The following is a 13,502-nucleotide window of genomic DNA, read 5'->3' on the forward strand; positions in this document are numbered from 1 at the left end:
GCAGTCTATGCAAATATGATATGGCTTTGGTTTCCGGAGCAGTTATGGCTAACGTCACCCATCGGCATATTGAGATCTTTCACGCAGTGATGACCAGCGGCAATTTAACCGCCGCCGCCGAACTGCTGCACACCTCGCAGCCAACCGTTAGCCGCGAGCTGGCCCGCTTTGAAAAGCTGACCGGCCTTAATCTGTTTGAGCGCGTGCGTGGTCGCCTGCAACCCACCGTTCAGGGGCTGCGCCTGTTTGAAGAGGTTCAGCGCTCCTGGTACGGCCTCGATCGCATTATCAGCGCGGCGGAAGGGCTGCGTCAGTTCCGCCAGGGCGAACTTTCGATCGCCTGCCTGCCGGTTTTTTCCCAGTCGCTGTTGCCGCCGCTTTGCCAGCCTTTTCTGCAACACTATCCCGATCTCAGCCTGAATATCATCCCGCAGGAGTCACCACTGCTGGAAGAGTGGCTGTCAGCGCAGCGCCACGATCTCGGCCTGACCGAAACCCACGTCACACCCGCCGGGACGGAACGTATTGAGCTGTTAACGCTGAATGAGGTGTGCGTGTTGCCCGCCGGGCATCCGTTAGCATCACGCAGGCAGCTAACGCCGCAGGACTTTGCCGGTGAAAGCTATATCAGCCTGTCGCGCAGCGATAGCTATCGGCAGCTGCTGGACGCGCTGTTTCATGAGCAAAATGTGCAGCGCAGAATGGTGATGGAAACGCATAGCGCGGCGTCGGTATGCGCCATGGTGCGGGCTGGCGTCGGCATATCGGTCGTGAATCCGCTGACGGCGCTTGATTATGCCGCCAGCGGCGTGGTGATTCGGCGGTTTAGCGTTGAGGTGCCTTTTACCGTCAGTCTGATTCGTCCGCTGCATCGTCCGGCTTCGGCGCTGGTGAGCGCGTTTAGCCAGCATCTTCAGCACGAGGCGGCGCAGTTTCGGGTTAAATTGAATGCCCTGCTTGATTAATCCGGCCGCACGCGGGTTAACTTAACAGCAGCAGGCAGGATAAATCGTCCCCGTTGTTTATTTCATTAATGGCTTGATCCAGCTTATCCTCCATTGAAGCAGAGTGACTGATATATTGATAATAGTCAGCAACCAGTTCAATGACGTCGTCTGGCGTAATTTCCTGATGGAACGATTTCACCGCGAGTGAAAATTTCACAAAGAAATAATCCATTACGATACGGTAGAACTTTCTCATGATAAGCGAAAAATCATCACCGGGAAACCAGCTGGTATAAAGGTGATAAAGCAGATAATTACGCATCACATACGGCTCTTTCAGGCATGAAGTAGCACAAAGCTGCTGCCATTGCTGATTAAGTTTAGTAAATTTTTGTTGTAGTTCGGTGATATTACTCGCTTCTTCATGCAAATAATCCGCAAGAAATTCATAATTACCGCGCAGTGACTTATTGCGTACAGTGGTATTAATATGATCTTTGAAGATCGCCATTACTGCGCGAAGTTTTAATAATGCAGACTGCTCGCTGACGCCGCTATGCGTGTCCATTTCACCGCTATTCAGTGCCGCGAGTAATGATTCGTAGAAGGCTTCCGCTTCAGTGAGTCGTTCCGCCAAATCAAAATCGATACGTTGCAGATATAAAATAAACTGGGCCAGCGCAAGTAAATTGGCCTCAATGCTGCTGCCTTGTGCAGCGATCAGGTTCCAGGCGAACAGATGAATAAGCTGTTTTTTTTGCCCCAAATCATGCGAGTAAAACTGTTTGTTTTTGGCAGGCGAGGCGAGCAGATTGGTTTCTTCATGCTGTAGCATACTGTCTGGATCGAACAGAACCAGCCGTGCGACTTCTGAGCAAGACATCGACATATTATGGCGTGCCTGATCGTTCCAGACTTTCATTTGGCGGGGATAGCGAGCGCAGGTTCTGGAGAGGGCATTACCGCCCATGACTTGATGAATTTTACACAGTTTTTCTTCAGTAAAAAAAGGACATGTTCCCTTTTCGTTAAACTCAATAATGGAATATTTATTTTTACCTTCCCTGGTTTTTACAAAATACTTATTAGAGATATCTCTTATCTCTTTATTAGACGAGTTAATATATTTTCCGTGTGTTTTCTTATCTATGTAAATAACCCATCCCTGGCAGCAATGATTTAAACAGGCCGCCCCCACGCATTGGAATTTTTTATAAAAGTTTGGGGTAATGACTTTGTGTATCTTCATAGATTAACACTCTTGTATAAAACCGATAAGGTAACACGAAGTGTTGACAACCCAATGCGATATAAGCGCACACTTTAGCGTGCAATTAGTCATACCGCCTTTAAGTAACCATAGCGGGCGATATAAGATATTAAGGCTGGCGCTTTATATATTGCTGGCTGCCCCACAGGCAGCAACAGGCATCCGGAAACGACATAACGGGCTGGCATAAAAGAGGCGTTAACGATTGCATCGGCGGCACATCTTATGCCGCCGATGCGTTACTACATGACTAAATTAAGCGCGCGCGGGCTGCGTTTCGCCGCCCGCTTTACGGAAAGTGATCAGGCAGACAACCAGGCCAACCGCAGCCAACACTGCGGCCGCCACCGGCACGGCGGTCAGGCCGTAGCCGCCCTCAATCACTGCCCCGCCAACCCAGGCGCCCAACGCATTACCGACGTTAAATGCCGAAATATTCAGCGTGGAAACCAGGTTCGGTGCATCTTTGCCGTGGCGCACTACGTTAATTTGCAGGCCCGGCACGGTGGCAAAGGTCGCCATCGCCCACAGAAACAGGGTGATCTCCGCCAGCCAAAGCCCGTGGCTGGTCCAGCTAAAGGCCAGAGAGAAGATCGCAATCAGCGCAAAGCTCAGAATCAGGCTGAAGGACACTTTCCAGTCCGCCAGCTTGCCGCCGATGATATTGCCTACCGTCAGGCCCGCGCCAATCAGAAACAGCGTCCAGCTTACGCCACGATTGCTGATGCCGGTCACCTGTAACAGCAGCGGAGCGATGTAGCTAAACAGGGCGAACATCGCCGCCGCAAAACAGACCGTCATCAGTAGCGACAGCCAGAGCTTGCCGTTTGCCAGCGCGCTAATTTCACTGCCGAGGTGTACCGGCTTCTCATCTTTATTGGTCGGCAGGCTGACAATCAGCGCCACAAAGGCCAGTATGCCGATCACCGCTACGCCCCAGAAGGTCGCGCGCCAGCCAAACAGCTGACCAAACCAGGTACCGAGCGGCACGCCCAGTACGTTAGCCAGCGTCAGGCCGGTAAACATCAGCGCAACCGCCGAGGCCTGACGATTAGGCGCAACCAGGCTGGCGGCAACCACCGAGCCGATACCAAAGAAAGCGCCATGGCACAGCGCGGTGACAATACGCGCCAGCATCAGCAGGTTATAGCTGTATGCCAGGGCGCACAGCACGTTGCCGATAATAAAAATCGACATCAGCAGGATCAACGTACGTTTACGCGGCAGGCGCGCGGTCAGCAACGCCATCACCGGTGCGCCAATCGCCACGCCCAGCGCATAGCCGCTAATCAGCCAGCCAGCGGAAGGGATCGAAACACGCAGATCGCCCGCCACCTCCGGCAGTAATCCCATAATAACGAACTCCGTGGTACCAATGGCGAACGCACTCAGCGCCAACGCCAGTAGTGAAACAGGCATAACATTCTCCAGAAAACGATAATTGCAGACTCCAGGCAGGCCGCTGCCGGACAGCGGATTGAATGACGCGTTGTGATGTTGCATCTGTTTATTGCGTCACTGCGGTTATTAAAGCACAGCGTTAATGTGACAAACACCCCAAAACGCACAAGGGATTATTGCGCCATTCGCAATAATCTTGTGGACACCTTTGGCGCGCAAAACATCTTCTTTAAGAGTATTCCTTTATCTTTACTTAACAATTAGCCGGGTAATTTTGTTAAAGTTTGCTTTCGCGCTGGCGCAACGGCGCTAAATAGCGTGCGATAACGCTTTCCAGGGGATAAACCAGGCATTAAAGAAAGCAAGGCCGCTGCCGATATCTTTATAAGGGATTAACAGCGCTTAATAATCAATATCGGAGAGTCGCCATGCGCAAGATGTGCGCCCTGCTGGCGTTGAGTTTGACTGGCTGTTCGGTCGGTCATTATGAATACAGCAAAGAAGCCCAGCGGCGCGTTGATATGACCGTCACCGGTATCCCCACGGTATTGGGGCTGGGCACGCTCGGTACCACCATTCCATTGACGGCGGACTATAGCCTGACCGCTGCCCATGTGGCGAAGTTCTCTTTATATAAAGTTAAGGCCTGGCATCCTGCCTGCGATCTGGCGATTGTTTACCATAAAAACGATGAGCAAAATCTGCCGCCGCGCTTTCGTAATGGTTTTATGGGCGATCGGGTAAACCTGTACGGCTATAGTTTTTATACCGCGATGCCGGTCGCTTCATCTGGCAAGAATCTGGTTAACAGCAGCCTGCTAAACAGCTGGAATAAGCAGAGCTGTGTGGTGGTGGCCGCAGATGCTGGCGTGGTTCAGGGAATGTCCGGCGGCGCGGTGTATAACGCGTCGGATGATACGCTGGCCGGTGTGATTGTCGGCTATAGCGCTGAGATTAATGATAAGCAAAGCGGCAAAACGCTGTATAAGGATGCCGCGCTCTATGTTCCTTATTCTCAATTCTCCGCCTGGCTGACCAACGCGCTAAAATCGTAAGCGCATAGTGCTTCGCCTGATAAATAAACAGCCCGTCGTTTATGACTTATCGGGCAGGCCACTATGCGGGCCGAATGATTGTAACGGTGGGTTATGCCAGCGATCTTTTCGGGTCGCTTCATATTCAGGGTTGAGCGGATAATGAATACGGTTTTCCTCTTTATTCGCCTCGCCTATTACTAATAATCTTACTTCCGCTGTCCCATTATTTATAAAAGTATGACAAATACCGCTTCCTGCGGGAAAGGCCACGGCATCGCCCGGTTGTAAAGCATGCAGCTCACCGTTAATCCAGGCATCAGGATGTCCTTCCAGCACATAGACAAATTCTTCTTCCGCGCTTTCAGCATGCGGATAAGAAAGACGACGTCCTGGCAGCAGGCGCTCATGATGAATGCCAATACGCGTTAACCCCAGCGCCCGCCCTAAAGGCGCACCAATGCCCATATGTTCATGACTATCGCCATAATGCGCTTCATCTGGCTCTTCCAGTTCCTGCCAGTGACGAATAAAACCGGGACGCGCTTTGGGCTGCATGTTATTGCCTCTTTCCAGAAAGGATCGTTTGAGCATGGCAAAGGAACGAGACAATCTCAAGCAAGGGGGAATCGAAAGCGGTGGCTGTGAGGTTGAAATAAAAAGGGGTGCCTGAGCGCCCCTTTTTTACCACGTTACGTCATTATTTCGTGTTCGGACGCAGCGCCGGGAACAGGATAACGTCGCGAATGGTATGGCTGTTGGTGAACAGCATCACCATACGGTCGATACCAATGCCAAGACCCGCGGTCGGCGGCAGGCCGTGCTCCAGCGCGGTGACGTAATCTTCATCGAAGAACATCGCTTCATCATCACCGGCATCTTTCGCTGCTACCTGCTGGCGGAAACGATCAACCTGATCTTCCGCGTCGTTCAGCTCGGAGAAGCCGTTACCGATTTCACGACCGCCAATAAAGAACTCGAAACGATCGGTGATTTCCGGGTTGGTGTCGTTACGACGCGCCAGCGGAGAGACTTCGGCCGGATACTCGGTAATAAAGGTCGGCTGAATCAGATGGCTTTCCGCCGTCTCTTCGAAAATTTCAGTAACAACGCGACCAAGGCCCCAGCTTTTCTCAACTTTGATGCCCAGCGAACGTGCAATCGCCACGGCTTTGTCAAAGTCTTGCAGATCGGCCAGGTCGGTTTCCGGGCGATATTTCTGAATCGCTTCGGTCATGGTCAGTTTGGCAAACGGCTTGCCGAAATCAAAGGTCTGCTCGCCGTACGCCACTTCGGTGGTGCCCAGCACATCCTGCGCCAGCGTACGGAACAGGCTTTCCGTGAGTTCGATCAGATCCTTGTAATCCGCATAAGCCATATAGAGTTCCATCATAGTGAACTCAGGGTTATGGCGCGGCGAGATGCCTTCATTACGGAAGTTACGGTTGATTTCAAACACGCGATCGAAGCCGCCAACCACCAGACGTTTCAGATAGAGTTCCGGCGCGATACGCAGGTACATATCGATGTCGAGCGCATTGTGATGGGTGATAAACGGACGGGCAGAGGCACCGCCGGGGATCACCTGCATCATCGGGGTTTCCACTTCCATAAAGTCGCGGCCAACCATGAACTGGCGGATACCGGCCATGATCTGCGAGCGAATGCGGAAGGTGTTACGCGACTCTTCATTGGCAATCAGATCAAGGTAGCGCTGACGATAGCGGGTTTCCTGATCGGCCAGGCCATGGAATTTATCCGGCAGCGGGCGCAGCGCTTTGGTCAGCAGACGCAGCTCGGTGCAGTGAATAGAGAGTTCGCCGGTTTTGGTTTTGAACAGTTTGCCGCGCGCGCCGAGGATGTCGCCCAGGTCCCACTTTTTAAACTGTTCGTTATAGATGCCTTCCGCCAGGTCGTCACGGGCAACGTAGAGCTGGATGCGGCCGCCAACATCCTGCAGCGTAACAAAAGAGGCTTTACCCATGATACGGCGCGTCATCATACGCCCCGCCACGCTGACTTCGATATTCAGCGCTTCCAGCTCTTCATTTTCTTTGTCACCGTACTGCGCGTGCAGCTGGTCGGCGATGCTGTCGCGGCGGAAGTCGTTCGGAAACGCCACGCCCTGTTCACGCAGCGCGCTGAGCTTTTCACGACGCGCTTTCAGTTCGTTGTTAAGTTCAAGCGCGGCATCAGCGCCCTGCGGTTGTTGTTCAGACATGTCGGTTCCTTATAGCCCTGCTTTCAAACTTGCTTCAATGAAACGATCCAGATCGCCGTCCAGCACCGCCTGGGTGTTACGCGTCTCTACGCCGGTGCGCAGATCTTTGATGCGTGAATCATCCAGCACGTATGAGCGGATCTGGCTGCCCCAGCCAATATCAGATTTGTTGTCTTCCAGCGCCTGTTTCTCAGCATTTTTCTTTTGCATTTCCAGTTCATAAAGCTTGGCTTTCATCTGCTTCATGGCCTGATCTTTGTTTTTATGCTGAGAGCGATCGTTCTGGCATTGCGTGACGGTGCCAGTAGGAATGTGGGTGATACGTACCGCGGATTCCGTACGGTTTACGTGCTGACCGCCTGCGCCGGATGCGCGATAGACGTCGATACGCAGGTCCGCCGGGTTGATGTCGATGTCGATGTCATCATCCACTTCCGGGTAAACGAAGGCGGAGCTGAAGGAAGTATGACGACGGCCGCCGGAGTCGAACGGGCTTTTACGCACCAGGCGATGAACGCCGGTTTCGGTACGCAGCCAGCCGAAGGCGTATTCGCCTGCGATGCGGATGGTAGCGGATTTGACGCCTGCGACTTCGCCGTCGGAGACTTCGATGACTTCAGTTTTGAAGCCTTTATCTTCTGCCCAGCGCAGATACATACGCAGCAGCATGCTGGCCCAGTCCTGCGCTTCCGTACCGCCGGATCCTGCCTGGAGGTCGATGTAGCAGTCGGCGCTGTCATATTCGCCGGAGAACATGCGGCGGAATTCCAGCTCACCCAGCTTTTTATCAAGGGTGTCGAGTTCGGCAATGGCTTCGTTAAAGGTTTCTTCGTCATCCGCTTCAACGGCCAATTCCAGCAGGCCTGCGACATCTTCCAGGCCCTGAGCCATTTGGTCGAGGGTGTCGACGATGGCTTCCAGCGCGGAGCGTTCTTTACCCAGCGCCTGAGCGCGTTCAGGTTCGTTCCAGACGTCGGGTTGTTCGAGTTCGGCGTTTACTTCTTCGAGGCGTTCTTTCTTGGCATCGTAGTCAAAGATACCCCCTAAGAACGTCGCTGCGCTCGGTGAGGTCCTGGATACGATTTTTGACCGGATTGATTTCAAACATGGCTTTAGGATCTTTTAAGAAGTGGCATGAGATATAACAAGGGAGTTTAACTGAAAAGGCGGTGAGATTGTAGTTTTGTACGGGCATTGCGGGCGGGGCGGGTGTTCGGGTTGGCGGGGACGCGGCGGGTTGGCGTTGATGTTTAGGTTGGTGGCGACGCGGCGGGCTGGCGTTGGCGTTTGGGTTGGCGGGGACGCGGCGGGTTGGCGTTGATGTTTAGGTTGGTGGCGACGCGGCGGGCTGGCATTGATGTTGGGAGCGGCGGCGTCAGCAACAGGCTGGCCGTTCCGTAAAGTCGTCATGAATCCATCCCTGGAGACTCCGCCGCGTCATCCCTGACGCGGAGGCTTTTCTCCACGACCAACCTGCTGCTTCCCTGAATTCAGCGATAAACTGTTCGCCGCTTTTCTGCCTCGGCGTTGATCTGCGCCGCTTTGTGCCTTACGGGGCGGTTTGTTCGCTGTTCTTATGGCCTCTGCGTTAACTTGCAAAGGTATCTTCTCGCGCTCTTATAAAAGCGTTTCTTATTTACCCTGCACACCCTTTTTCTTTTATTTTGGCAAGTTGGGCAGCAAAATCGTCTTTGCGTAAAATATCGCCCTGAAGAACCGTGACGAAACCTTTTTCTATACCAATGTCGTTAAGCCGCTTTTTATTAATAACGGATAATCCACAGGCGGCGTAGAGTTTACTTTCGTTTGTGGCGCTGGGTGAATTTATTATCTTTAAAAAAATTTCCGCGCTATTTTCTGAAGATGCAATTTTTTCATAAAGGCTTTTGCCTTCAGATTGTTGTGCGATAAAGCCATCATTTCCCCAAGAGAAATAGGTTATTTTCGCAAGGTTTTCTTCCAGGCTTGTTGCTTGAACTGAGAATGATGTAACTAATAACAAAAGCGCTATTTTAATCACCATCGCGGCTCCATTTTCGACAATTAATTTAAAAACATACCTTAACCAGATGACGGTTACATTGCGTAAAACTCTCTCTTTATACTTTACTGGATCTAAAAAATGCGTACATTAAGTCTGGATCGCATTACCTAAAGGGAGTTAAGGGTATGAGTAGCTACAGGGAAATAGCCCAGAGAATAGTAAAAATATTGGTTTCGCCTGAATCAGTGTTCGGCTTCTGGAATGGCGTGATGTCAGTACCAAAAGATGTTGGTTATCTGGCCTACGGGTTTATCGACACCGACTCACGCTCCGCCAGGGAAAACGAACGGATCAGGATGGTGACAGCGATCCGCTACGGTATTTTGAAAAACCATAATTTCATTAAAACCTTAGAGATCGTTTTTGCCGCCTTCAATCAATATGTTCCGGAAGAAAAACAGAACAGCATTTACAGCCATACGCTGTTCTCCGTTGCTGGCAGGTCTACATCTAACACATTGATTTCTGGACGTATCGCGCAGAGCATTGCGCAGAAGAGTAGCTTATTTATTGGTATCCGTGGCAGTATTATCGGTAATGCGTTACTTGCTGGAGGAATGGCAGAACGCTGCATTTATACCTCCCGTCGGCTTCAATCGTATGTTCCGGAGGTATATAACGCTCTGCGGCCTCACAATTATGATCTCCTCTACTTTTTACTTGAACCGGCTCTCCAGCCGTTTGTAGAGGCGTTACACGTTAGATGGACTAACGGAACGTCAGCTTTTAACCAAATCCTTGATGCGGTAGATAATGAATTCAAAAAAAGATGATGCGAAATGCGAGACGGTGATTCGCACGCTCCTGCATTACCTGGGTTCACTGCTTGGCACGCTGGTTTTTCTGTTATGCGCTTACTGGTTTTTCCACTTTGAGACATGGGCGGAGCGTGGCATCTATATTGGTCTGACGCTGCTGGCTGTCTATATCCTGGGCAAGCTGGTGCCTGAGAAATACCGTTGAACCCCGTTGCGCCCAATGGAAACCGCAGACCTGAGTCTGGATACGCTTTAGATTGCCAGCAAAACAGTTAACGCTTTGTATGGTAATCAAAAGCTGACAGCAGAGGCGCTTTCCGAGTTGATAATAAAGCTGACAGCAGAAGCGCTCTCCGCTGCCAGCCAGGCCTTACAGCGGCCAGATGTGCTCAATTAACAGCTGCACGCTGCGGTTGCCGCGAAACTCATTCACATCCAGCTTGTAAGCCAGTTCGACGTGCCGCACGCTGGCATCGGGCCAGAGACGCGTATCGATGTTAAACGCGATGCCGTCCAGTAACGGGCCGCCGCCTAACGGCTCAATCATCACCTTCAGATGCCGTTCGCCTACCAGCCGCTGCTGTAACAGCTTGAATTTGCCATCAAAAACTGGCTCAGGGAACGCCTGTCCCCACGGACCGGCATCGCGCAGCATCTCCGCCGTCGGCAACGTTAGCTCCTGCGCCATCAGCTCGCCATCGGACCAGATAACGCCCTGCAACGCGTCCGCATCCAGCCAGTCGCCCACCAGCTCGCTGAACAAGGCGCTGAATTGCTCGAACTTTGCCTCCTGCAGCGATAATCCGGCGGCCATCGCATGTCCGCCAAACTTTAAAATCAAGTCGGGATGCAACGTGTCCAGTCGCTCAAGCGCATCGCGTAAATGCAAACCGGCAATGGAACGACCAGAGCCTTTTAGCGTGCCGTCGCCCGCGGGTGCAAAAGCAATCACCGGACGATGAAAGCGCTCTTTCAGCCGCGAGGCCAGAATCCCTACCACGCCCTGATGCCATTCGGGATGGTAAAACGCCAGCCCTAACGGCAACGCCTCGCTGCTGCGCTCCAGCTGATTGCAGAGCGTTAATGCCTCCGCCTGCATCCCCTGTTCAATCTCTTTGCGCGTCTGGTTTAACGCATCCAGCTCGCTGGCCAACATACGCGCCTGCGCCAGATCTTCCGTCAGCAGCAGCGCCACGCCAACCGACATATCATCCAGACGCCCCGCCGCGTTTAAGCGCGGCCCCAGCGCAAAACCGAGATCGCTGGCGGCCAGCTGGCGCGCATCGCGATTGGCGATCTCCAGCAGCGCGCGGATCCCCGGACGACATTTACCGGCGCGGATGCGACTCATTCCCTGCCAGACCAGAATGCGGTTATTGGCATCCAGCGGCACCACGTCCGCCACCGTGCCCAGCGCCACCAGATCCAACAACTCCGCCAGGTTTGGCATTGTCTGCCCGTTGTCGAACCAGCCCTGCTCGCGCAGATGCGCCCGCAGCGCCAGCATCAAATAGAACGCAACGCCAACGCCAGCCAGCGCCTTTGAAGGAAAAGTGCAGTCATTCAGGTTGGGATTCACTATCGCCTTTGCCGCAGGCAGCGTTTCGCCGGGCAGATGGTGGTCGGTAACCAGTACCGGAATCCCTTTTTGATGCGCGTATTCAACGCCCGCATGGGAGGAAATCCCGTTATCGACCGTCAGAATTAACTCCGCGCCGCGTGCCGCCGCCTGCTCCACCACTTCCGGGCTGAGGCCATAGCCATCATCAAAGCGGTTAGGCACCAGATACTGGACATTCCGGCCGCCCATACTGCGTAACGCCAACACGGTAAGCGCGGTGCTGGTGGCGCCGTCGGCATCAAAATCGCCGACGATCATAATTTGCTTGCCATCGATCAGCGCCTGATGCAGCAGAGCAACCGCCTGTGCCATCCCGCTTAATCCCTGCCACGGATGCAAAAATTTCGCGCCGCGTTCCAGGGCGCGCTCGTCGCTAACGCCACGCTGGGCATACAGACGGCGCAGCAGCGGATGAAGATCCGCAGGCAGCGCCGCATCGCTTGCCGCTTCACGGCGGCGGAGTTGTGTCGGTTTATTCACTACTGATTAGCTACCGCTTTTTGTTTATCAAGAAGCTGTTTCAACTCTTGTGGGCCCTGATAGCCCGGGATCATCATGCCATTTTCCAGCAGCATGGCTGGCGTGCCCTGAATACCAAACAGGATGCCCAGCTGATAGTGCTGGTCGAGATTGATTTTGCAATCAATGGGCGAAATTTCATCGCCTTTCATCGCCGCATCAAACGCTTTATTACGATCCGCCGCGCACCAGATAGATTTCATCTCTTTCGCGACCTGCCCGTTCATCCCTTCACGCGGAAAAGCGAGATAACGTACGGTGATGCCCAGCGCATTGTAATCCGCCATTTCCTGATGCAGCTTACGGCAATAGCCGCAGGTAATGTCGGTGAAAACGGTAATCACATGCTGCTCTTTCGGCGCTTTGTAAACGATCATCTCTTTACTGAGCGCGTCCACTTTCTTTTGCAGCAGCTGATTAGTGACATTCACCGGGTGCGCGCCGCTGACGTCATACAGCGGCCCCTGGATAAAATGCTTTCCATCTTCAGTGACATACAGCACACCGCTTTCTGAAAGCACGGTTTTCATGCCCGGCAGCGGTGAAGGCTGGATTTCGGTTTGTTGCAGTCCCAGTTTGCGCAGCGATTGCTGAATGGTCGCGTCGTCCGCCTGCGCAACACCGGTAACCGTGGCAGCCAGCAAGGCGACGATGGCAAAAGTTTTTTTCATCCTGTTCCCTTATTATCCCGCCGCATCAGGCGCGCGGATGATGCTGTTGATGTAACTGACGCAGCCGCTCGGTGGCGACATGCGTGTAAATCTGCGTGGTGGAGAGATCGCTGTGCCCCAGCAGCATCTGTACGACACGTAAATCGGCGCCGTGGTTCAGCAGATGCGTGGCAAAAGCGTGCCGCAGAACGTGCGGCGAAAGCTTTTCGCTGTCAATGCCCGCCAGCGTGGCGTAGTGCTTGATCCGATGCCAGAACGTTTGCCGCGTCATCTGCTGCGCCCGATTACTGGGAAAAAGCACATCAATCGCCAGGCCGTTCAGCAGCCAGGGGCGACCATACTCCAGATAGTGTTCCAGCCAGTGTATCGCCTCTTCCCCTAACGGCACCAGCCGCTCTTTATTACCTTTACCGATCACGCGTACCACGCCCTGACGCAGGCTGACGTCGCTGACCGTTAACCCCACCAGCTCTGAAACACGCAGGCCGGTGGCGTAGAGCAGCTCCAGCATCGCCTTATCCCGTAGCTCAATCGGCAGCTCAACGCTGGGTGCCTGTAGCAGCCGTTCGACCTGCGCTTCAGAGAGATCTTTCGGCAGACGCTGCGGCAGTTTCGGCGAAGAGAGCAGCGCGCTGGGATCCTCATCGCGCAGCTTTTCCCGATAAAGATATTGAAACAGACGCCGCATGGCGCTCAGCAAACGCGCCGAACTGGTGGCTTTATAGCCGCCCTCCACGCGATCGGCAAGAAAAGCCTGCAAATCCACGGCGTCAACCTGCAGCAGCGTGCGCTGGTGATGCTTCAGCCAGGCGCTCAGCGATTGCAGATCCTGACGATAGGAGGCCAGCGTGTTTTGCGCCAGGTTACGTTCGATCCACAGCGCATCCAGAAACTGTTCAATAAGATCGTTATCCTGCACTTTTGCCTCTTTGCGCAAATGTGTGATTTTGCCTTCATTATGCCTGAAAGCGGCGGCCTTCTGATACAATTGCGCCCATTGAGCTATTTATGAGTAG

The 13,502-nt window shown here is 53.3% G+C and carries 13 protein-coding genes; 4 read left to right on the forward strand and 9 right to left on the reverse strand.

Annotated elements, in window-relative coordinates; genetic code table 11:
- Positions 1-44: 44 nt before the first annotated feature.
- Positions 45-965, forward strand: a complete 921-nt coding sequence (locus J2X14_RS15155) for a LysR family transcriptional regulator (protein WP_352412006.1) — start codon at positions 45-47, stop codon at positions 963-965.
- 16 nt (positions 966-981) lie between these two features.
- On the opposite strand, the gene fliB is transcribed toward J2X14_RS15155, so the two are convergent.
- Together fliB and J2X14_RS15165 are read right to left on the reverse strand one after the other, a co-directional pair.
- On the reverse strand, positions 982-2,196 hold the full coding sequence (fliB, locus tag J2X14_RS15160; RefSeq protein WP_352412007.1) for a flagellin lysine-N-methylase: 1,215 nt from the start codon (positions 2,194-2,196) through the stop codon (positions 982-984).
- A gap of 276 nt (positions 2,197-2,472) precedes the next feature.
- Entirely contained in the window at positions 2,473-3,636 is a 1,164-nt protein-coding gene (locus J2X14_RS15165; RefSeq protein WP_352412008.1) for an MFS transporter, read from the reverse strand.
- A gap of 410 nt (positions 3,637-4,046) precedes the next feature.
- Between J2X14_RS15165 and J2X14_RS15170 the strand changes: the two genes are divergently transcribed.
- The gene (locus tag J2X14_RS15170) at positions 4,047-4,673 is read left to right on the forward strand and encodes a serine protease (protein ID WP_352412009.1); all 627 of its coding nucleotides are present in this window, start codon (positions 4,047-4,049) and stop codon (positions 4,671-4,673) included.
- Between the two features lie 39 nt (positions 4,674-4,712).
- On the opposite strand, the gene J2X14_RS15175 is transcribed toward J2X14_RS15170, so the two are convergent.
- From J2X14_RS15175 to mchS3, 4 genes are all read right to left on the reverse strand, one after another.
- Positions 4,713-5,210 (reverse strand): cupin domain-containing protein, encoded by a 498-nt coding sequence (locus J2X14_RS15175; RefSeq protein WP_352412010.1) that lies wholly within the window; start codon positions 5,208-5,210, stop codon positions 4,713-4,715.
- 142 nt (positions 5,211-5,352) lie between these two features.
- Complete coding sequence (gene lysS / locus J2X14_RS15180; RefSeq protein WP_352412011.1) at positions 5,353-6,873, reverse strand: lysine--tRNA ligase; 1,521 nt, start codon at positions 6,871-6,873, stop codon at positions 5,353-5,355.
- Positions 6,874-6,882: 9 nt separating this feature from the next.
- A protein-coding gene (prfB, locus tag J2X14_RS15185) for a peptide chain release factor 2 (protein ID WP_352412012.1) occupies positions 6,883-7,981 on the reverse strand; the annotation gives its coding sequence in 2 pieces (ribosomal slippage) (positions 6,883-7,905 and positions 7,907-7,981; 1,098 coding nt in all).
- A gap of 528 nt (positions 7,982-8,509) precedes the next feature.
- On the reverse strand, positions 8,510-8,896 hold the full coding sequence (mchS3, locus tag J2X14_RS15190) for an MchS3 family protein (RefSeq protein ID WP_352412013.1): 387 nt from the start codon (positions 8,894-8,896) through the stop codon (positions 8,510-8,512).
- A 146-nt stretch (positions 8,897-9,042) separates the two neighbouring features.
- Here mchS3 and J2X14_RS15195 point away from each other — a divergent pair, with 146 nt between their 5' ends.
- Both J2X14_RS15195 and J2X14_RS15200 read left to right on the forward strand, forming a co-directional pair.
- Positions 9,043-9,690 carry an Ssp6 family T6SS pore-forming effector gene (locus J2X14_RS15195; RefSeq protein ID WP_352412014.1) on the forward strand — a complete coding sequence of 216 codons (648 nt, stop codon included), beginning with the start codon at positions 9,043-9,045 and terminating at the stop codon, positions 9,688-9,690.
- Positions 9,671-9,880 (forward strand): hypothetical protein, encoded by a 210-nt coding sequence (locus J2X14_RS15200; protein ID WP_352412015.1) that lies wholly within the window; start codon positions 9,671-9,673, stop codon positions 9,878-9,880. Before J2X14_RS15195 ends, J2X14_RS15200 begins: the two co-directional genes overlap by 20 nt.
- Positions 9,881-10,045: 165 nt before the next feature.
- On the opposite strand, the gene recJ is transcribed toward J2X14_RS15200, so the two are convergent.
- From recJ to xerD, 3 genes are read right to left on the reverse strand one after another with little or no spacing between them, the layout of a single operon-like run.
- Positions 10,046-11,776, reverse strand: coding sequence for a single-stranded-DNA-specific exonuclease RecJ (recJ, locus tag J2X14_RS15205; RefSeq protein WP_352412016.1), 1,731 nt, complete (start codon positions 11,774-11,776; stop codon positions 10,046-10,048).
- Positions 11,776-12,486 (reverse strand): bifunctional protein-disulfide isomerase/oxidoreductase DsbC, encoded by a 711-nt coding sequence (gene dsbC / locus J2X14_RS15210; RefSeq protein WP_352412017.1) that lies wholly within the window; start codon positions 12,484-12,486, stop codon positions 11,776-11,778. Before dsbC ends, recJ begins: the two co-directional genes overlap by 1 nt.
- A 25-nt stretch (positions 12,487-12,511) precedes the next feature.
- Positions 12,512-13,405 (reverse strand): site-specific tyrosine recombinase XerD, encoded by an 894-nt coding sequence (gene xerD, locus J2X14_RS15215; RefSeq protein ID WP_352412183.1) that lies wholly within the window; start codon positions 13,403-13,405, stop codon positions 12,512-12,514.
- Positions 13,406-13,502: the final 97 nt, after the last annotated feature.

It is taken from the genome of Mixta sp. BE291 (assembly GCF_031457955.1).
Classification (GTDB): Bacteria; Pseudomonadota; Gammaproteobacteria; order Enterobacterales; family Enterobacteriaceae; genus Mixta.